Source organism: Bacteroides uniformis (assembly GCF_025147485.1).
In the GTDB taxonomy this organism is placed as follows: Bacteria; Bacteroidota; Bacteroidia; order Bacteroidales; family Bacteroidaceae; genus Bacteroides; species Bacteroides uniformis.
Map to the genome: position 1 here is coordinate 1,062,657 of NZ_CP102263.1, position 17,108 is coordinate 1,079,764.

A 17,108-nucleotide genomic window follows, 5' to 3' on the forward strand; every position below is an offset into this window, starting at 1 on the left:
CAGCATTTGAGGAAACTCTTATGCTGTTTTTCTTTTTATAAAGCTACTACAATTTCAAGGAATACTTCTATATATAATCCCATTCGCAAGAATGTTGCAGCAGTTTATAATAAACAAAACTTTATATAATCTTCTATTTCTTGAGCAGTTACAGCATAAATCGGTGCAAGTTGCTCAAAATGGGAATCTCTTGTAAAACGAGAGCCGTTGGTGAGCATAGCTAACAGATTCTTGGATTTCAATTTATGTCCAGAGTAGGTAAGGGCTAAAGATACCAAATCGTTGATAGGTACACCAGACTTTAAGATGGAATAAATATCATAATAATCGCGAAAATTACTCCTGCGTAGCATCACCTCCATCTTCATAGCTCCAATAGACTTTACATCTGCCAATCTGAGATTATTCAGATATTCCACAGGCATACTTACAGGAGAATATTTAGGACAGGCATAAAAGGAGAACTTTACTCCAGACACTAAATACTCCACATGGTCTATATCTAAAATGTCCTTATGCTGAATATCACCTATTACAGCGAGCTCTTTCTCTATCTGATACCATGCCACTTCCATTTTCTCTGTTTTAGAGGTACGCCATTTCATAAAGTCCAAGTCCTCACTTTGTCGAGTTCCCATTTGCAATGACAAAGCTGTGCCACCTACCAAGAGATAGGGTTTGATGCAGTCCAACTTAGAAACGGCTTCAAAAACCTGCAGCGTGTGTGGAGCTAAACCTTTCATGCAAACATTTTATTAAGATGGCGGGTAGCCATAGACTTTATATAAGCATCTGGCTTCTTTGCCTTGAAATAATACCATGCAAAAAAACGATTCAACGTGTAGAGATATTCCGCTTGGGGAACAAGATAATCCAGCCACACCTGCTTAATTTTCTTGAAAGGATAAATTAGAAACAGTTGGTTTATTTCTTCCAAGTCAAGATGTAACAAGGTTTTCTCAATCAGCATATCATCTGGAATATCCTTGATTAAGTTTTCATTGTACGACCAAAAGCAGTGTTCTTGCTTCAGTTTCGCCAATAGTTCTTGTTTTACCACATCTCTTGACATAACTCCCTGTTTTAGAATAACACAAAATTAGTGATTATTCTTGTCCAAAGCAAATCACAATGGAGAATGTTTCATTGTGAATAAGATTTTTAGTAAATTTGCATAATAAGTTCAGTGTTGACCTATTGTTGACCTCAGAACCTACACAGAGATAATTAACGTGTTGATAACGAGGCAGCTCAGTTGGTTAGAGCAACAGACTCATAATCTGGAGGTCCCTGGTTCAAGCCCAGGCTGGTCCACAAACAAGAGGCTCATTCTTAATAGAATAGAGCCTCTTTTAATTTTTGGACTCCGCCATACAAGCCCGGTATTTGTGTAATAAAACAACCTTCATCATGAAATACGGAGTATCTCCAAATACACTGCTCATAACTGCCGGAACCATATGGTCATTGGCAGGAGTCAATATTCTGCGTATAGGCCTGACCTGCTGGATAGATGACGGACATTATTGGCTATTCAAAGTCTGCGAAGCCAGCCTGGTATTCCTTCTGTTCTCCGGCATTATTTTCCATAGGCTGTACAAGAAACATACTCTCCGTATCTCACAGAAGAAAGGTAAGCACTGCCCCTTTTCCTTTTTCGACGTAAAAGGATGGATTGTCATGATAGGCATGATTGCAATGGGAATTGTAATACGTACCTGCCACCTTCTGCCCGACTCCTTCATCGCAGTGTTCTATACCGGACTTTCTCTCGCGCTTCTCGGCACCGGGCTACGCTTCATCTGGTATTGGTGGAGGAACAGATAACTCCGGATTCACCGATTCCCATCCTATGCAGGCTCCGGCAAAGTGCTGATCGCCTCGCTCTTTATCCTTTCAGGCTTATTGCTATTCCCCGGCAATTTCCAAGCCATGCTGTAGCCCTTGGCCCTTATCCTCATCGGCATCTTCCTTCTCAGACATCACCATAGGAGAAACTGGACACACCAAAGGACAGTGCATCGCCGTGCCAAGATGGTACAACGGATGATGAACAAGAGAATGGGAGAGCAAGAGGAACATAGCACCCGGAGAAACCTACATAGACCTGGACTGCAGTTGGGGAGGAGTGGAACTGCACATACCCGCCGACTGGCAAGTACGCATAGAATGCAGTTGCTTTTGCGGCGGATGTGAAGACAAACGCTGGCAAGGCACACCTGCCAAACAAGCATTCCTTTCCGCCTCTTGTTCGGTATTCCTGCCTGGACAGCTATCCTTTTGTGGTATCATCTGCAGATTGTGGCAGGCACTTCATTACAAACAGAAAATTTCACCGCCCCGAGGCAGAAAAGGCCGCTCCCCTGCCACAAGAAGAAAGTATTGACCGGATCACGGTAAAAGACGGCTCCCGGATTCACATCATCAAAGTGGAAGACCTATTATACATCCAGGCTTGTGGGGACTACGCAACCCTGGTGACATCAGACGGAGAGTACATCAAGGAACAGACCATGAAAAACTTCGAGACACATTTGCCAGCAGATAACTTTGTCCGCATCCACCGCTCGAGCATTGTCAACGTAACCCAGATATCACGAGTAGAACAGTATGGAAAAGAGACCTACCAAGTGACGTTAAAAAGTGGCGTCAAGCTACGGGTAAGCCTCTCCAGATACCGGTTACTGAAGGAACGGTTGGGCATATAAATGCCGCAACCAGTCCTTCAGAATACTTCCTGCAGAGGAAAAAGACAATTAATCTTAAAATACAGCGGAATATATAACTTTGTCCAAAGTTATTTGTTCCTTTACCTTACTATGATGAAACATCTGTATTACATACTTATGTTTACCTTCCTCTGTCTGGGTTTGACTGCCATCTCCCAGGAGGAACAGCCGGACTCACGGAATACTACCATGAGTCCGGCGGGAATAGTTGTCGGAAGTCCGGCCTCCGAATGCTCCTTTACCGCCTACACACAGTGCGCATCGTACACAGCCACCCACCGTTCACTATTCAATGACGAAAATACCGACTGCTGGACCAACGAAGCGTTGTGTCCGAACAGCCTATACACACATAACCACGCCTCTCCGAAATTCCTGAAGATGAGAATTCTGAAACCAGCCGGGCAACTGGAGCATCTGCTTTCCAGCCATCTGTCTGCCGGAGAGAGCGCCAACCTTTCATTCAATCCCAGTGCCCTCCGCTATTCCTGCGGATACTACATCTATGCACTGCTGCATATCCTGATTTAGACTTTATCGGACTTATTGCAAACCATTACCGGAGGTGTACTGCATGTACATCTTTCGCTTTTTTATTATCCATTTCATCACATTAATATCATAACTATGTCCGATTTATTCCTCCCCACCCTTGAGATGATGGGGCTCACTTTTGCAATCGGTTTCTTTGTGGCATTCATCATCAAACTGATAGCCAGCGCAGCCGATTCACTCGATTTCTACAGTTCCCACCAGCAGGAGTTACTCCGCCTGCGCCGTATAAAGAAGTTCCGCCAGAAGATGGAACTGATGCTACACACCCCCTCCATGCACGGAAACATCTTCGGCAACGACACGCGCGAAGACTACAGCCGGGGTGTGGACCGTGAAAACGAAAAGCCTCGGGGCTATTACCACGGAGTAAGCCACGGTGTCTCCAAAAGAAACCTGGTAGACTACTTCTACCCAGAAGATACCCATATGATGTATCTGGAAGATGCCATCAGCCACCGTGACAACAAGAACAAGACTAAAAAGAACAACGACACCAAAAACAAAGACTAATCATGGAGAATATAGATTTTGCAACCTTGTTCCAAGGATTCGGAACAATGATGGAAAGCGGCTGGCTGCTCTCCTCTGCCCGTGTATTTTTAATAGCCCTGGGCCTGCTGCTCATATACCTGGGATGGAAAGGCGTACTGGAGCCTATGGTCATGATTCCCATGGGACTGGGTATGGTCGCCATTAATTGCGGCACCCTTTTCATGCCCGACGGTACATTGGGGAATCTCTTTCTGGACCCGATGCTTTCGGATACGGACGACTTGATGAACACCATGCAGATAGACTTCCTGCAACCGGTCTACACCCTGACCTTCAGCAACGGATTGATTGCATGCTTCGTATTTATGGGTATCGGTACCCTGCTCGATGTGGGCTTCCTGCTACAGAAACCGTTTGCCAGCATATTCCTTGCCCTATGTGCCGAATTGGGAACTTTCCTGACTGTACCCATCGCATCTGCATTGGGACTGTCCTTGAAAGAAAGCGCTTCCGTAGCCATGGTAGGAGGTGCGGACGGACCGATGGTGCTTTTCACTTCCTTGGCCCTGGCCAAACATCTGTTTGTACCCATCACAGTAGTGGCCTATCTCTATCTGGGACTGACATATGGCGGTTACCCCTATCTGGTGAAGCTGCTGGTGCCGAAACGCCTGCGCGCCATCAAGATGACGAGCAAGAAGCCGCCCAAAAACTATGATGCCAAAGTAAAACTGGCTTTCTCGGCTATATTGTGTGCTGTACTGTGTTTTCTGTTCCCGGTTGCCTCACCGCTGTTCTTCTCCTTGTTCCTCGGAGTGGCAGTACGCGAATCGGGGATGAAGCATATCTACGATTTTGTAAGCGGTCCGCTGTTGTATGGTTCTACTTTCATGCTCGGCCTGTTGTTGGGCGTACTTTGCGACGCACATCTGCTGCTCGACCCTAAAATTCTTAAATTGTTGGTATTGGGCATGGGCGCACTGTTGCTCTCCGGTATCGGCGGAATCATTGGAGGATACATCATGTACTTCATCAAGCGGGGCAATTACAATCCGGTCATCGGAATTGCAGCCGTGAGCTGCGTGCCTACTACGGCGAAGGTTGCCCAGAAGATAGTAAGCAAGGACAACCCCAATTCCTTCATCTTGGGAGATGCCTTGGGGGCTAATATTTCAGGAGTAATCACTTCGGCCATCATTACGGGTATCTATATTACTATAATTCCCTATCTGTAGCCTGCGTAGTGGGTTTAGGTGACGGAAAGAGGTTGTGGTAATCACAATCTCTTTCTTTTTATGATACATGGGGCAAGCTGTTGCATTTCAGATAAAATCCTTTACCTTTGCCGGCAAACACATTTATCAAGATATCAGGATGAAGAAAGTATTTAAATTGGCCGGAGGATTCATGGTCGGGGCATGCATCGGCTTTGTAGGAATAATAGGTGTAAGAGTCCTGGTTTTGGGAGACTCGTTCGACGGTTTACACAGCAAGTTTGCCGAAACCGGCATGCTGGAGACAGTAGGAGTTTCCTTGTTAGCCATACTGATTCTGCTGTTCTCCATCTTCCTGCAAGTGCTTCTGCACGAAGGCGGGCATCTTGTCTGCGGACTGGCAACCGGCTACCGCTTCGTCTCCTTCCGCATCTTCAACCTTACCTTCATACGGAAAGACGGGAAATTATGCATCAAGCGTTTCAGCCTTGCCGGAACGGGAGGCCAATGCCTGCTTACCCCACCCGAAAGGCCTCTTGAAGATATCCCAACCACCTTGTACAACCTGGGTGGAGTGCTTGCCAACCTGCTGACCGCCATCCTTGCCTTCCTCCCCCTGCTGACCGTAGACGGGCTGCCTTACCTGCTGAAATTCTTCCTTCTGATGCTCTCTTTGATTGGCATTCTCCTTGCAGGGATGAACGGCATCCCCATGAAGATGGGCGGCATCGGCAATGATGCCGACAACATGCGCCTGCTTCTCAAGGACAGCAAGAGCAAGCAGGCACTGGTCACCCAGCTGCGCATCAACGCACTGGTGCAAGAGGGCATGCGTCCTAAGGACATGCCTGCCGAATGGTTCAGCCAAACGGAAGACATCAACTACAAAGATGCCCTGCAGGTCACCATAGCCTTGATGAGCGCCTCGCGCCTGCTCGACTGCGAAGAATGGGAAGCCGCCTACAATGCATTTGAGAAAATAATGAGCCACCGGCACGAAGTCATCGGACTTTTGATAAAGGAAAACGCTTGCGAGCTGCTCTTCACCGCATTGGTGACAAAGAGGACCGCACGGGCAGAAGAATTATATACCGATGAGCTGGATACCTACATCCGGCAATATAAGGATGTGACGTCTTCCAAACAGCGGCTGCTCTGCGCCCTGGCACTCTACCGGGACAAGGACACAGCAAAAGCAAAGGAGATTTACGAAGCCACCTGCCAACGGAAAAACAAATACTTGATGCAGGGAGAAGTCAGTTCGGACATAGCCTTGATGAAATCAATCCTTACCGCCAAGAATGCCTTGTAAGATGGAACGATATTTCTTTTACTTGTTATATCTGCTGCTTGGCTGCTCACTATGCGGTTGTAGCAGAAAACAAGCGCCAAAGCAGGCACAAGACCCAGATACGGAGACCACCATCCCGTACGCCGACACCATAGCGGCACCCGTCCCTCCGGCTCCGGTTAAAAGCCGGACAGCCCGCTACCTGGACTCCCTCGGTTTCGTCAACATCGCCGAAGCGGACAGCAGCATCGCCATCGACTTGATGTACACCCGTGCCGACAACTTCACCGGAACCCTATTGTACGAAGACCTGAAAGAAGCCTACCTGCACCCCGATGCCATGAAAAGCCTGAAGCGGGCACAACGCCTACTGAAAGAACAGTACCCCGGCTACAGCCTCATCGTCTACGACGCAGCGCGCCCCTTGTCCGTACAGCAGAAGATGTGGAACGTAGTGAAAGGAACCTCCAAATACATCTATGTCTCCAACCCCTCACGCGGCGGCGGCCTGCACAACTACGGATTGGCGGTGGACATCAGCATACTCGACGATAAAGGAACTCCTCTGCCCATGGGCACCCCGGTAGACCATCTGGGCAGGGAAGCCCACATCACAGAAGAAGCCGTGCTCGTGGCACAAGGCAAGCTGACAGAACAAGAACGTGAAAACCGGCTGCTGCTCCGGCAGGTAATGAAAGAAGCCGGATTCCACCCGCTACCCAGCGAATGGTGGCACTTCAACCGCGTCAGCAGGCAGACGGCAAAGGAGCGATACCGGGTCATCCCTTAACTCTCACCCCCAGCTTGTCCGGAAACTTAAATTTGCTATCGCTTTGACGCGGATGACGCAGATGACGCGGATGACGCGGATGACGCGGATTTTTAATATTCTTAATCTGTATTATCAGCGTCATCTGTGTCTGAAAAATAATCAGACAGAAAGCTGCGAATTTATGCCCCACTTTGTCCTTTTTGAGATAACTTTGCATCAGAATAAATAAGCCAAGCCATGCCTTTATCCCAAGACACCCTCCGCTTCATCCGCGAGCATCGCCGCGACGACGTGCGCAGCCTTGCCTTGCAGGCACGCCGCTACCCTTCGGTAGACATGCCCGCCGCCATCACACAGATTTCCGGCTGGCAAATTGCCAAAGAGAAGATACCCGCATGGGCCGAGAACGAGCATATACTCTACCCCGCCCACCTTTCTCTGGAACAATGCTCCTCCCAAGCAACGGCACAGTATAAAGCGGAGATTATAACTAACCTGCTACATACAGAACAAGAACATCCCGCGCAGAACAGTACCCCCACATCAGCCGGCACCTTTACCGACCTCACCGGAGGTTTCGGCATCGACTGCGCCTATCTCTCCTCCCGCTTCGGGCATGCCACTTACGTCGAGCGCCAGGAAACCCTCTGCCAGATAGCCGCGCACAACTTCCCTGTCCTCGGCCTGAACCACATCTCCGTCTGCCACGCAGACAGCGTCCGCCATCTGCAAGAGATGGAACCCGTGGACTGTATATTTATAGACCCTGCCCGCCGCGACGGACACGGCGGAAAGACCGTAGCCATCGGCGACTGCGAACCCGATATAGCCGCCCTCGAAGAACTGCTGCTGCGCAAGGCAAGACACGTACTGGTAAAACTCTCCCCCATGCTCGACCTCACCCTTGCCCTGAACGATTTGAAGCATGTACGAGAGGCACACATCGTCTCCGTGGGCAACGAATGCAAGGAACTGCTGCTCTTGCTGGGACAAGGCGAAGGAGTGCCGGCAGACAACATCCCCATCCATTGCGTCAACTTCACCGGTGTACCGGCTCCCCAAGCCCTCGTCTTCACCCGCCGGCAGGAGAAGGAGCGTGCATGCCCCTACACCCCTCAACTGAAATCATACCTCTACGAACCGAATGCCTCCGTGCTGAAAGCCGGTGCATTCCGCAGCCTCTCCTCATTGTATAAGGTGGAAAAACTGCATCCCAACAGCCACCTCTACACCTCGGGCCACTTCCTGCCGGACTTCCCCGGCCGCAAGTTCCAGATTACCTCCTCCTGCGGCTTCGGCAAGAAAGAAGTGAAAGAGATGCTGGCTGCCGAGAAAAAGGCGAACCTCACCGTGCGCAACTTCCCCGCCACCGTGGCCGAACTGCGCAAACGACTGAAATTGGCCGAAGGGGGAGGCACTTATCTCTTTGCCACTACTCTGGCAGACGAGAAGAAGGTACTTATCCGCTGCCAGGCTACGGGATAAGACACCAACCCCTATACCTTCCCCTGCACGAGATGTACATCTCATGTTGCTCGAGATGTACATCTCATACAGTCCGAGATGCACATCTCGTGCATCTTTAGCGTCAATCTGCCAGATGACGGCAAAGGGAGATACCGCCGAAAGGGTACTACCTCCAAGAATTTATGTAACCTCATTGTAACTGAATCGTTATCTGTTCTTCAACGCTCCGCAATCTCCACGTAACGGCAACCCTCTACTTTTGCGGCAGATTATTAACAGATAATAACAAGTATGAAACAGATTTTGAGAGCATTCTTATTCTTACTCCTATTCACCGCCACCGTCAATACGGCCATTGCCGACGAAAAAGCAAATGTCACGAAACAAGGAACTGTACGTGGACGCATCATCGACGCCACTAAACAAACTCTCCCGGGCGCATCCATCTACATCGAGAAACTACACACTGGCGTGACGAGCGACGTCAACGGCTTCTACACTTTCTCTAACCTTGACCCGGGAACCTATACAGTAAAGGTGAGCTACGTGGGCTACTCTCCCGTAGAACTGAAAATCACCATCCCCGCAGGCCGTACACTGGAAAAAGACGTCGTACTGAACGAAGGCGTGGAGTTGCAGGAAGTGGTGGTAGGCGGCGCCTTCCAGGGACAGCGCCGTGCCATCAACTCACAGAAAAACAACATGGGGATTACGAATGTAGTCTCTGCCGACCAGGTAGGCAAGTTCCCCGACTCCAACATCGGTGACGCCCTTAAACGCATCTCCGGCATCAACGTGCAGTACGACCAAGGCGAGGCACGCTTCGGGCAAGTGCGGGGCACGAGTGCCGACCTCAGCTCCGTCACCATCAACGGCAACCGCGTTCCCTCTGCCGAAGGCGATACGCGCAACGTACAGCTCGACCTCATTCCGGCAGACATGATTCAGACCATCGAAGTGAACAAGGTAGTAACCGCCGATATGGACGGCGACGCCATCGGCGGCAGCATCAACCTCGTCACCAAGAACTCCCCCTACAAGCGTACCATTGCCGCCACCGCCGGAACCGGCTACAACTGGGTGAGCGAAAAGGCGCAACTGAACCTTGGCTTCACCTACGGCGACCGCTTCTTCAACGACAAACTCGGCTTGATTGTATCGGCCTCCTATCAGAACTCACCTTCTGGTTCCTACGACACCGAATTTGTATGGGAGCAGGATGACAACGGCAAGACGTACGTCAACGACTACCAAATCCGCCAATACTACGTCACCCGCGAACGCCAAAGCTACTCCGCCGCACTGGACTGGGACATCAATGCCAACCACAAACTGACCTTCAAAGGCATCTTCAACAACCGCAACGACTGGGAGAACCGCTACCGTACCACGCTGAAAGACCTTGACCCCGACGGCAACGCCACCGTACGCATACAGACCAAAGCCGGTACGCCGGACAACCGTAACGCCCGCCTGGAACGCCAGCGCACCATGGACTTTGCCCTCAGCGGCGAACACCTCTTCGGCGCCCTCTCCATGGACTGGCATGCCAGCTATGCCAAAGCCAGCGAAGAACGTCCCAACGAACGCTACATCGACTTCCAACTGAAGAAACAGAAGTTCGACATGGACCTGAGCGACGAACGCCAACCCTTTGCCAGCCCCAAAACAGGCTCTACCATGACATTGAACGATGAATTCAGCCTGAAAGAGCTGACGGAACAGCAGGAAGACATCAAGGAGCAGGACCTGAAGTTCTCCGCCAACTTCAAACTTCCCTTCAAGAACGGCAACAAGCTGAAGTTCGGCGCAAAGGTAGTGCGCAAGACCAAGGATAAAGAAGTGGACTTCTACGAATACTCTCCTCTGGACGAGGATGCCTTCATGACGAACAGCCTGGCAAATACAGTGGACCAGACCAACAAGAACTTCATGCCCAACAACAAATATCAGGCAGGTATCTACGCCAGCAAGGAATACACCGGCTCTTTAGACTTGAACAACGCTTCCCTCTTTGAGAAAGAGCAGGTGCAGGAAGAACTTGCCGGAAACTTCAACGCCCGCGAAACCGTGACTTCCGGCTACCTCCGCTTCGACCAAAAACTGACAAAAGACGTGGAACTGATGACCGGACTTCGCATAGAGAACACCAACCTTGCCTATACGGGACGCACCTACGATGCCGACGAAGACCTCACCAGCAAGACCGACCGTCAGCGCAACAGCTACATCAACTTCCTGCCGTCGCTGCTCGTAAAGTGGAATGTAAACGATGACTTCAAAGTGCGCGGTTCGTTTACCCAAACCTTGTCACGCCCCAAATACTCGGCCCTCGTGCCCAGTGTGAACATCAAGCGTTCCGACAACGAAATCACCATCGGAAACCCGGAGCTGAAACCTACCGTCTCCTACAACTTCGACTTGAGTGCCGACTACTACTTCCGCAGCATCGGTCTGATAAGCGCCGGCATCTTCTACAAGAAGATAGACGACTTCATCGTAGACCAGGTGAGCACCAACTACGAATACCAGGGTAACACCTACACCCGCTTCACCCAACCCAAGAATGCGGGCAACGCCAACCTGGTAGGGGTAGAGTTATCCTACCAGCGCGACTTCAGCTTCATTGCTCCCGCTCTGAAATGTGTAGGTTTCTACGGAACGTACACCTACACCCACTCCCGTGTGGAAGACTTCAACTTCGAAGGTCGCGAGAATGAGAAAGACTTGAGCATGCCAGGCTCTCCGGAGCATACCGCAAATGCTTCCCTATACTTTGAGAAAGGCGGTCTGAATCTGCGCCTGAGCTATAACTTCGCTTCCGATTTCATCGACGAAATGGGAGAAAGCACCTTCTACGACCGCTACTACGACAAGGTGAACTATATGGACGTAAACGCCAGCTATACCTTCGGAAAGAAGTTCAAGACTACCTTCTACGCCGAAGCCAACAACCTGCTGAACCAGCCGCTACGCTACTACCAGGGCACAAAAGACCGTACCATGCAGGCAGAATACTACGGCGTGAAAGTGAATGCGGGAGTGAAGATTAATTTTTAAACAGCGAATTCTATCTCAACAAGTTATCAACATTAACTACTCAACAATTTAATAATGACAATGAAGAAAATATTCCTTTTACTGTTTATTGCCCTACTCGGCAACGCAGCCATTGCCCAAATCACCGATTACTCCATCTTCGACAAGAAGTTCAACTTCTACGTAGCCAACGACCTCGGCCGTAACGGCTACTACGACCAAAAGCCCATCGCCGAACTGATGGGACAAATGGCAGAAGAAGTAGGCCCCGAATTCGTTCTTGCCACCGGCGATGTACACCACTTTGAAGGCGTACGTAGCGTGAACGATCCGCTTTGGATGACCAACTACGAACTTATTTACAGCCACCCGGAGCTGATGATAGACTGGTTTCCCCTGCTGGGCAACCACGAATACCGCGGTAATACGCAGGCTGTGCTCGACTACAGTAATATCAGCCGCCGCTGGACCATGCCCGCCCGTTATTATACCAAGACGTTCGAGGACAACGGCGCTACCATCCGCATCCTTTGGGTAGACACCGCCCCGATGATTGACAAATACCGCAACGAAAGCGAGACCTATCCCGATGCCTGCAAGCAGGATTACCAGCAACAACTTTCCTGGATAGATTCCGTACTGACTGCCGCCAAAGAGGACTGGGTTATCGTTGCCGGACACCATCCCATCTATGCCGAAACCCCGAAGGACGAGAGCGAACGCGCGGATATGCAGGCACGTCTCGATCCCATCCTGCGCAAGCACAAGGTGGATATGTACATCTGCGGGCACATCCACAACTTCCAGCACGTACGCGTGGCAGGCAGCGACATCGACTATATCACCAATTCTGCCGGTTCGCTCGCCCGCAAGGTGAAGCCCATCGAAGGGACCGTATTCTGCAGCCCCGAACCGGGTTTCTCCATTGTATCGGCCAGCAAAAAGACACTGGAACTGCGCATGATTGACAAGAAAGGGAATGTATTGCACACGGTGACGCGCAGCAAATAATCCAAGCCGGCACGCAAGCAGGCGCATTCCCCCGAAGCCCTGCCGAACAACCACTTTCCTCCCACGAAGCAAAAGACCATGTTTCGTAGGAGGATTTTTCCATCTCATACGACAAAAACAAAGCCTATCCGCAGGAATACAAGAAAAAGCCCTATATTTGCATTTGTCAATACATAACTATGATGAAGAAGATACACTTCCTGCTACTAATCAGCCTGCTACTTGCCGCTTGCAGTGATGACGACAAAGAGAAACAACCCGCTTTTGTGACCAATATCACCATATCCGATGCCGGAAAGACCTTCAATCCCGGTGATGCCGTGACCGTCAAAGCCGACGGCTTGCAGAGCGGCGACCAAATCATATTGGACATCTACTGGCCGATAGCCGACAATCCTCTCTTTCCCGAAGGGTATTCACGCTACACACGCGCCGTTACCACGGAGCAAACCACCAACAGCATTACTTTCCTTGCCCCCGGACACTGGCCCGCCTCACGGGTAGAAATGTTCCTGGAACGGGCAGGACAGCTTCAGCCTCTCGGCCAGATTTCGGTAGCCGACGGACAATCCCCCGAAGAACCATATCTCTACGGTATCACCAACTCCCACGCCATTTACACACCGACCGTTCCCCGCGGCATCACCCGTATCGACCTGGTAACACAAGAAATATCGGAAGTAATCCAGTTCCATGACGACGAAGATTTCCACCTTGCCGCCAACATCCCCGGCACCAACATCCTCTGCGGGATACGGGAGAAAGACGGCAGTAGTTTCATCGACGGATACGACCTCTGCATGCACTATTGGTGTAACCCGGTAGAACGTAACGCAATTACCATCTGCTCGGACTTCAACAACACTGTTTCCCTGGAAATGGCCGGAGATAAGCTCCTCACCTACTGTAGCATCTCTTATCCGGTATATACCCGGTTGAATATGCCACCGATACATACTCCCGAAATACCATTACCGGATGGACTGAAGCCCGAATCCCTCTCACGCTATCCGGGCGTGATAGCCGACGTCCACATGCTGCTCTCGGCCAACAACGGCGACGACACCTTCTCGCCCGTCGTGATAGACATCGCCAAAGAAAAGATGCACTGCTACGACCCCATCAAAGCCGAAGCCTTGATACCTTTCCGGATTATGGAACCATCCCCCGAAAACCCAAACAGCCTGCAATGCAAAGGAGGCTATATCGTTTCCCGTGCCAATGGTGGAGATACGCAATTCTGCTTATGGGATACTACTGCCGGAAACTTGAAAGAGCCTTTCGCCACCTACCCCAACGCCGTACGCTCCGCTGCCATGTACTACTCCAAGGACGGGCAGACAAGGAAACTCTACGTGCAGTTTGCAGGCTATCGTGAAGGCGACTTCATCGAAACTTATGATTTCCAGACAAAGGAATGGAGGATGTTTATGTTCTACGTACCGTTTGCAGAGATTTTACTGGCACGATAACCGGCTCCCTTACTGCTTTTTCTCCCGTAAGTCATCCTTGGGTATGGTCGTCTCACTGCCGTCACGCGTAGCTATGTAGTGAGGAGACATGATTTCGATGCCTGCTTCGTTGAAGGCATCCTGGATATTCTGATGCAAATCAGAGTAAATCTGGCTAAGGCTGTTGGCATCCCTGATATAGGCATTCACTTGATAAACCGGATAATAATCCTGAAGGGAAGTCTCCAATACAAACGGACGGGGATCATCTATCACTCCAGGAGTATTCAATGCAGCCTCTATCAACAGCTGATGTGTCTTCCGCCACGGAACATCGTAGCCAATACTGACCTCCGAATGGATAATCAATCCATACTCACGGGCAGACTGGCTGTAATTGACCGTATGGGAAGACATGATGAAAGAGTTCGGAATGGTCACCACCTCATTCTTCGGAGTACGGATGCGGGTGACGAGCGGTGTTTTCTCAATGATGTTGCCCGTAGTATCGTTCAGCTTGATGCGGTCACCCAGCTTGAAAGGCCGCATGTAGGTTATGACCAGTCCTGCAATGATATTGCCGATAACCGTACTGGAACCGAGCGAAACAATCAAGCCGACAAACACGGAGATTCCCTGGAAGACTCCCGACTTGGAACCCGGCAGATAAGGGTAAATCATGGCAATCATAAACGCATAAAGCAAGAAGCGCACAATATGATAGGTAGGAATGGCCCAATCCGGATAGAAGCCGTTTATCTTCAGCCGTTCAGCCTGCACCTCATTGGCAAGATAACGCACCAGTCTGACCAGATACTTCACCGCATAGCATATCACAAAGATAGTGAACAGATTGGGTATATAGTCGGCTATTCCATTCAAGATGACCTTTATAGGATTCCAGATGTAGGAGAATAATGTATAAGCCAAGCTCTTGGTCTGAGGGAAAATGGAGAATAATAACGGAACCGTCAGCAGCAACTGCAACAGCATGACTACATAACGCACCAGGTTGGCAACAAACACCAGCAGGTTGACCTGCTTCTGCGTATCCAGCAATTCATAATCCTGAATAGAGATCGGTTTCAGCTTGGTATCCTTCAGCTTCTGAATGCGTAGTTTGAGTTTTCTGAACAGCCAGTTGGTAAACTTGAACAAGAAGAACTGTCCCACAAGCACCAGGATAAAGTACAAGATACGCTTACCCAACTGCCACAAGCTATGCTCCTTCTGCATGGCTTTCAGTTTGTCCACCACGACATGCCTCTTGCTGGCGGCCAGCTGGTCGCGGGTACAGTTTTCCCACAAAGCATCCTGATCGGTAAAGGAAATGATGACCTTTTCGCCATACATCAAGTCTGTAACAATATCCGTACTCTCTAAATAAACAGAGTCCGGACGCAGATTGAAACGCGTGCCCAATGCTTCGATGACGTTGCTTACATCTTTGGCTCGCTGTTGGGGCGTATGCCCTCCACGCTTGGCATACAGATAGAACAAAGTGTCCTTCTCCACCACCACCGGAATACCCGGTGTCACCGTCCGCAACGAATCAATGCGTTGTTTCTGCAATGCCAGCTTCACCGAATCGGCCGCATAGCCCGCCAACTTCATCTGCTCCATTTCCATCCGCAGGTTCGCCTCATTCAGCCGGGCTGTTTCCAACTCCTGCCGGACAAGCGACAACTGAATCGAATCGGAGTCAGTCCTTGCCACTGTGACACTCCCCACACTATCCTCACCTAAAACACTGAGCACTTTATCTACCAACTGAGCTGACACTCCGTCTGCCAGCATCAACAGCCAACAAAGACAGAAAGCACGGATAACCTTCATATATAAACTTCTTGATTTGATTCTTTAATTATGCAAATATACCCAATAAATGCTTCAAACATACGGAATGTTTTTAACTTCCTATCCTAATCAACATAACTTTTTCATGCAAACATGAAAGTTCTGTATCCGGTTTGCATTATCTTTGTACTCAAAATTGACATACCTATGGATATATTGTTTCTTGTCGGAGGACTGCTCCTCATTCTTCTGGGTGCCAATGGCTTGACAGACGGTGCCGCATCCGTTGCCAAACGTTTCCATATACCGTCCATCGTCATCGGGCTTACCATTGTCGCCTTCGGTACTTCCGCACCGGAACTCACCGTCAGCATATCCTCTGCCCTAAAAGGCAGTGCAGACATTGCCATCGGCAATGTGGTGGGAAGCAATACGTTCAATACCCTGATGATTGTGGGTTGTACGGCCCTTTTTGCCCCGATAGCCATTACCCGTAACACACTGAAACGCGAAATACCCCTTTGCATCCTTTCATCCTTCGCCCTGCTGATTTGTGCCAACGACGTCTTACTGGACAGCAGTGGGGAGAACATACTCAGCATCACCGACGGCCTATTGCTGCTATGCTTCTTTACCATTTTTCTGAGTTATACTTTTGCCATTGCAAAAAGGGATGGAAGTATGAAGGAACCGGAAAAGGAGCACTTACAGGAAGAAGACGAAATCAGGCTGTTACCCGCGTGGAAATCCGCCCTATACATTCTCGGCGGACTTGCCGGCCTCATCATCGGAGGTAATTTCTTTGTAGACGGTGCCAGCGGCATAGCCCGCGGATTGGGTGTCAGCGAATCCATCATCGGTCTCACGCTCGTAGCAGGCGGCACTTCATTACCCGAACTCGCCACCTCCATCGTAGCCGCCTTGAAGAAAAACCCCGAAATAGCCATCGGAAACGTCATCGGAAGTAATCTCTTCAATATATTCTTCGTACTGGGTTGTTCGGCCTCCATCACTCCACTGCGTCTGACGGGCATCACCAATTTCGATTTGTGGGTACTCGTAGGGTCCAGCATCCTGCTTTGGCTGTTCGGTATCTTTTTCGGGAAACGCATCATCACCCGGGTGGAAGGAAGCATTCTGATTCTCTGCTACATTGCCTACACAGCGGTACTGATATACAACCTCTAACAGCAAATTTACAAACACCCTACGCGGTATTTTAAAGATTATCACGTATTTTTAAATAAGGCAAGCTGTACCTCGGCATAAAAAATAAGCAAGCTTATTTTG

14 protein-coding genes, 1 tRNA gene and 1 pseudogene are annotated in these 17,108 nt (G+C 49.9%); 13 read left to right on the plus strand and 3 right to left on the minus strand.

Going from position 1 to position 17,108, the window contains the following annotated elements; all coding sequences use genetic code 11:
* Positions 1-104: 104 nt before the first annotated feature.
* Together NQ510_RS04050 and NQ510_RS04055 are read right to left on the minus strand one after the other, a co-directional pair.
* Complete coding sequence (locus tag NQ510_RS04050; RefSeq protein ID WP_005830867.1) at positions 105-743, minus strand: nucleotidyl transferase AbiEii/AbiGii toxin family protein; 639 nt, start codon at positions 741-743, stop codon at positions 105-107.
* Entirely contained in the window at positions 740-1,072 is a 333-nt protein-coding gene (locus tag NQ510_RS04055; RefSeq protein WP_005830869.1) for a hypothetical protein, read from the minus strand. Before NQ510_RS04055 ends, NQ510_RS04050 begins: the two co-directional genes overlap by 4 nt.
* A gap of 176 nt (positions 1,073-1,248) precedes the next feature.
* Between NQ510_RS04055 and NQ510_RS04060 the strand changes: the two genes are divergently transcribed.
* The 12 genes and pseudogenes from NQ510_RS04060 (at position 1,249) to NQ510_RS04115 (ending at position 14,042) form a co-directional block, all read left to right on the plus strand.
* Positions 1,249-1,314 (plus strand) — tRNA-Met (locus NQ510_RS04060).
* 96 nt (positions 1,315-1,410) lie between these two features.
* A complete protein-coding gene (locus tag NQ510_RS04065) occupies positions 1,411-1,827 on the plus strand; it encodes a hypothetical protein (protein ID WP_005830871.1) in 417 nt (138 codons plus the stop codon).
* 539 nt (positions 1,828-2,366) lie between these two features.
* Positions 2,367-2,708: pseudogene (locus tag NQ510_RS04070) on the plus strand (LytR/AlgR family response regulator transcription factor); the annotation flags it as partial.
* Between the two features lie 111 nt (positions 2,709-2,819).
* Positions 2,820-3,260, plus strand: a complete 441-nt coding sequence (locus tag NQ510_RS04075) for a hypothetical protein (RefSeq protein ID WP_196029313.1) — start codon at positions 2,820-2,822, stop codon at positions 3,258-3,260.
* Between the two features lie 96 nt (positions 3,261-3,356).
* Positions 3,357-3,794, plus strand: a complete 438-nt coding sequence (locus tag NQ510_RS04080; RefSeq protein ID WP_005830882.1) for a hypothetical protein — start codon at positions 3,357-3,359, stop codon at positions 3,792-3,794.
* Between the two features lie 2 nt (positions 3,795-3,796).
* Positions 3,797-5,011, plus strand: coding sequence for a sodium ion-translocating decarboxylase subunit beta (locus NQ510_RS04085; protein WP_005830884.1), 1,215 nt, complete (start codon positions 3,797-3,799; stop codon positions 5,009-5,011).
* A 139-nt stretch (positions 5,012-5,150) separates the two neighbouring features.
* Complete coding sequence (locus tag NQ510_RS04090) at positions 5,151-6,302, plus strand: hypothetical protein (RefSeq protein ID WP_034526008.1); 1,152 nt, start codon at positions 5,151-5,153, stop codon at positions 6,300-6,302.
* A 1-nt stretch (position 6,303) separates the two neighbouring features.
* A complete protein-coding gene (locus tag NQ510_RS04095) occupies positions 6,304-7,071 on the plus strand; it encodes a M15 family metallopeptidase (RefSeq protein ID WP_034525946.1) in 768 nt (255 codons plus the stop codon).
* 219 nt (positions 7,072-7,290) lie between these two features.
* Positions 7,291-8,538, plus strand: coding sequence for a THUMP-like domain-containing protein (locus NQ510_RS04100; protein WP_005830896.1), 1,248 nt, complete (start codon positions 7,291-7,293; stop codon positions 8,536-8,538).
* 273 nt (positions 8,539-8,811) lie between these two features.
* A complete protein-coding gene (locus tag NQ510_RS04105; protein WP_005830906.1) occupies positions 8,812-11,580 on the plus strand; it encodes a TonB-dependent receptor in 2,769 nt (922 codons plus the stop codon).
* Positions 11,581-11,640: 60 nt separating this feature from the next.
* Positions 11,641-12,570 carry a metallophosphoesterase gene (locus NQ510_RS04110; protein WP_005830908.1) on the plus strand — a complete coding sequence of 310 codons (930 nt, stop codon included), beginning with the start codon at positions 11,641-11,643 and terminating at the stop codon, positions 12,568-12,570.
* A 179-nt stretch (positions 12,571-12,749) separates the two neighbouring features.
* Positions 12,750-14,042: a WD40-like domain containing protein gene (locus NQ510_RS04115; protein WP_005830909.1), complete on the plus strand. Its 1,293-nt coding sequence runs from the start codon at positions 12,750-12,752 to the stop codon at positions 14,040-14,042.
* Positions 14,043-14,051: 9 nt separating this feature from the next.
* On the opposite strand, the gene NQ510_RS04120 is transcribed toward NQ510_RS04115, so the two are convergent.
* Positions 14,052-15,857, minus strand: coding sequence for a mechanosensitive ion channel family protein (locus NQ510_RS04120; protein WP_005830910.1), 1,806 nt, complete (start codon positions 15,855-15,857; stop codon positions 14,052-14,054).
* 168 nt (positions 15,858-16,025) lie between these two features.
* Between NQ510_RS04120 and NQ510_RS04125 the strand changes: the two genes are divergently transcribed.
* A complete protein-coding gene (locus tag NQ510_RS04125) occupies positions 16,026-17,006 on the plus strand; it encodes a calcium/sodium antiporter (protein WP_050756856.1) in 981 nt (326 codons plus the stop codon).
* The last annotated feature ends 102 nt before the right edge of the window (positions 17,007-17,108 follow it).

What these genes read in the sequence shown, in the direction of transcription:
- NQ510_RS04050 (WP_005830867.1), bottom strand. Translation starts at nt 743, where the DNA reads ATGAAAGGTTTAGCTCCACACACGCTGCAGGTTTTTGAAGCCGTTTCT.
- NQ510_RS04055 (WP_005830869.1), bottom strand. Translation starts at nt 1,072, where the DNA reads ATGTCAAGAGATGTGGTAAAACAAGAACTATTGGCGAAACTGAAGCAA.
- NQ510_RS04065 (WP_005830871.1), top strand. Translation starts at nt 1,411, where the DNA reads ATGAAATACGGAGTATCTCCAAATACACTGCTCATAACTGCCGGAACC.
- NQ510_RS04075 (WP_196029313.1), top strand. Translation starts at nt 2,820, where the DNA reads ATGATGAAACATCTGTATTACATACTTATGTTTACCTTCCTCTGTCTG.
- NQ510_RS04080 (WP_005830882.1), top strand. Translation starts at nt 3,357, where the DNA reads ATGTCCGATTTATTCCTCCCCACCCTTGAGATGATGGGGCTCACTTTT.
- NQ510_RS04085 (WP_005830884.1), top strand. Translation starts at nt 3,797, where the DNA reads ATGGAGAATATAGATTTTGCAACCTTGTTCCAAGGATTCGGAACAATG.
- NQ510_RS04090 (WP_034526008.1), top strand. Translation starts at nt 5,151, where the DNA reads ATGAAGAAAGTATTTAAATTGGCCGGAGGATTCATGGTCGGGGCATGC.
- NQ510_RS04095 (WP_034525946.1), top strand. Translation starts at nt 6,304, where the DNA reads ATGGAACGATATTTCTTTTACTTGTTATATCTGCTGCTTGGCTGCTCA.
- NQ510_RS04100 (WP_005830896.1), top strand. Translation starts at nt 7,291, where the DNA reads ATGCCTTTATCCCAAGACACCCTCCGCTTCATCCGCGAGCATCGCCGC.
- NQ510_RS04105 (WP_005830906.1), top strand. Translation starts at nt 8,812, where the DNA reads ATGAAACAGATTTTGAGAGCATTCTTATTCTTACTCCTATTCACCGCC.
- NQ510_RS04110 (WP_005830908.1), top strand. Translation starts at nt 11,641, where the DNA reads ATGAAGAAAATATTCCTTTTACTGTTTATTGCCCTACTCGGCAACGCA.
- NQ510_RS04115 (WP_005830909.1), top strand. Translation starts at nt 12,750, where the DNA reads ATGATGAAGAAGATACACTTCCTGCTACTAATCAGCCTGCTACTTGCC.
- NQ510_RS04120 (WP_005830910.1), bottom strand. Translation starts at nt 15,857, where the DNA reads ATGAAGGTTATCCGTGCTTTCTGTCTTTGTTGGCTGTTGATGCTGGCA.
- NQ510_RS04125 (WP_050756856.1), top strand. Translation starts at nt 16,026, where the DNA reads ATGGATATATTGTTTCTTGTCGGAGGACTGCTCCTCATTCTTCTGGGT.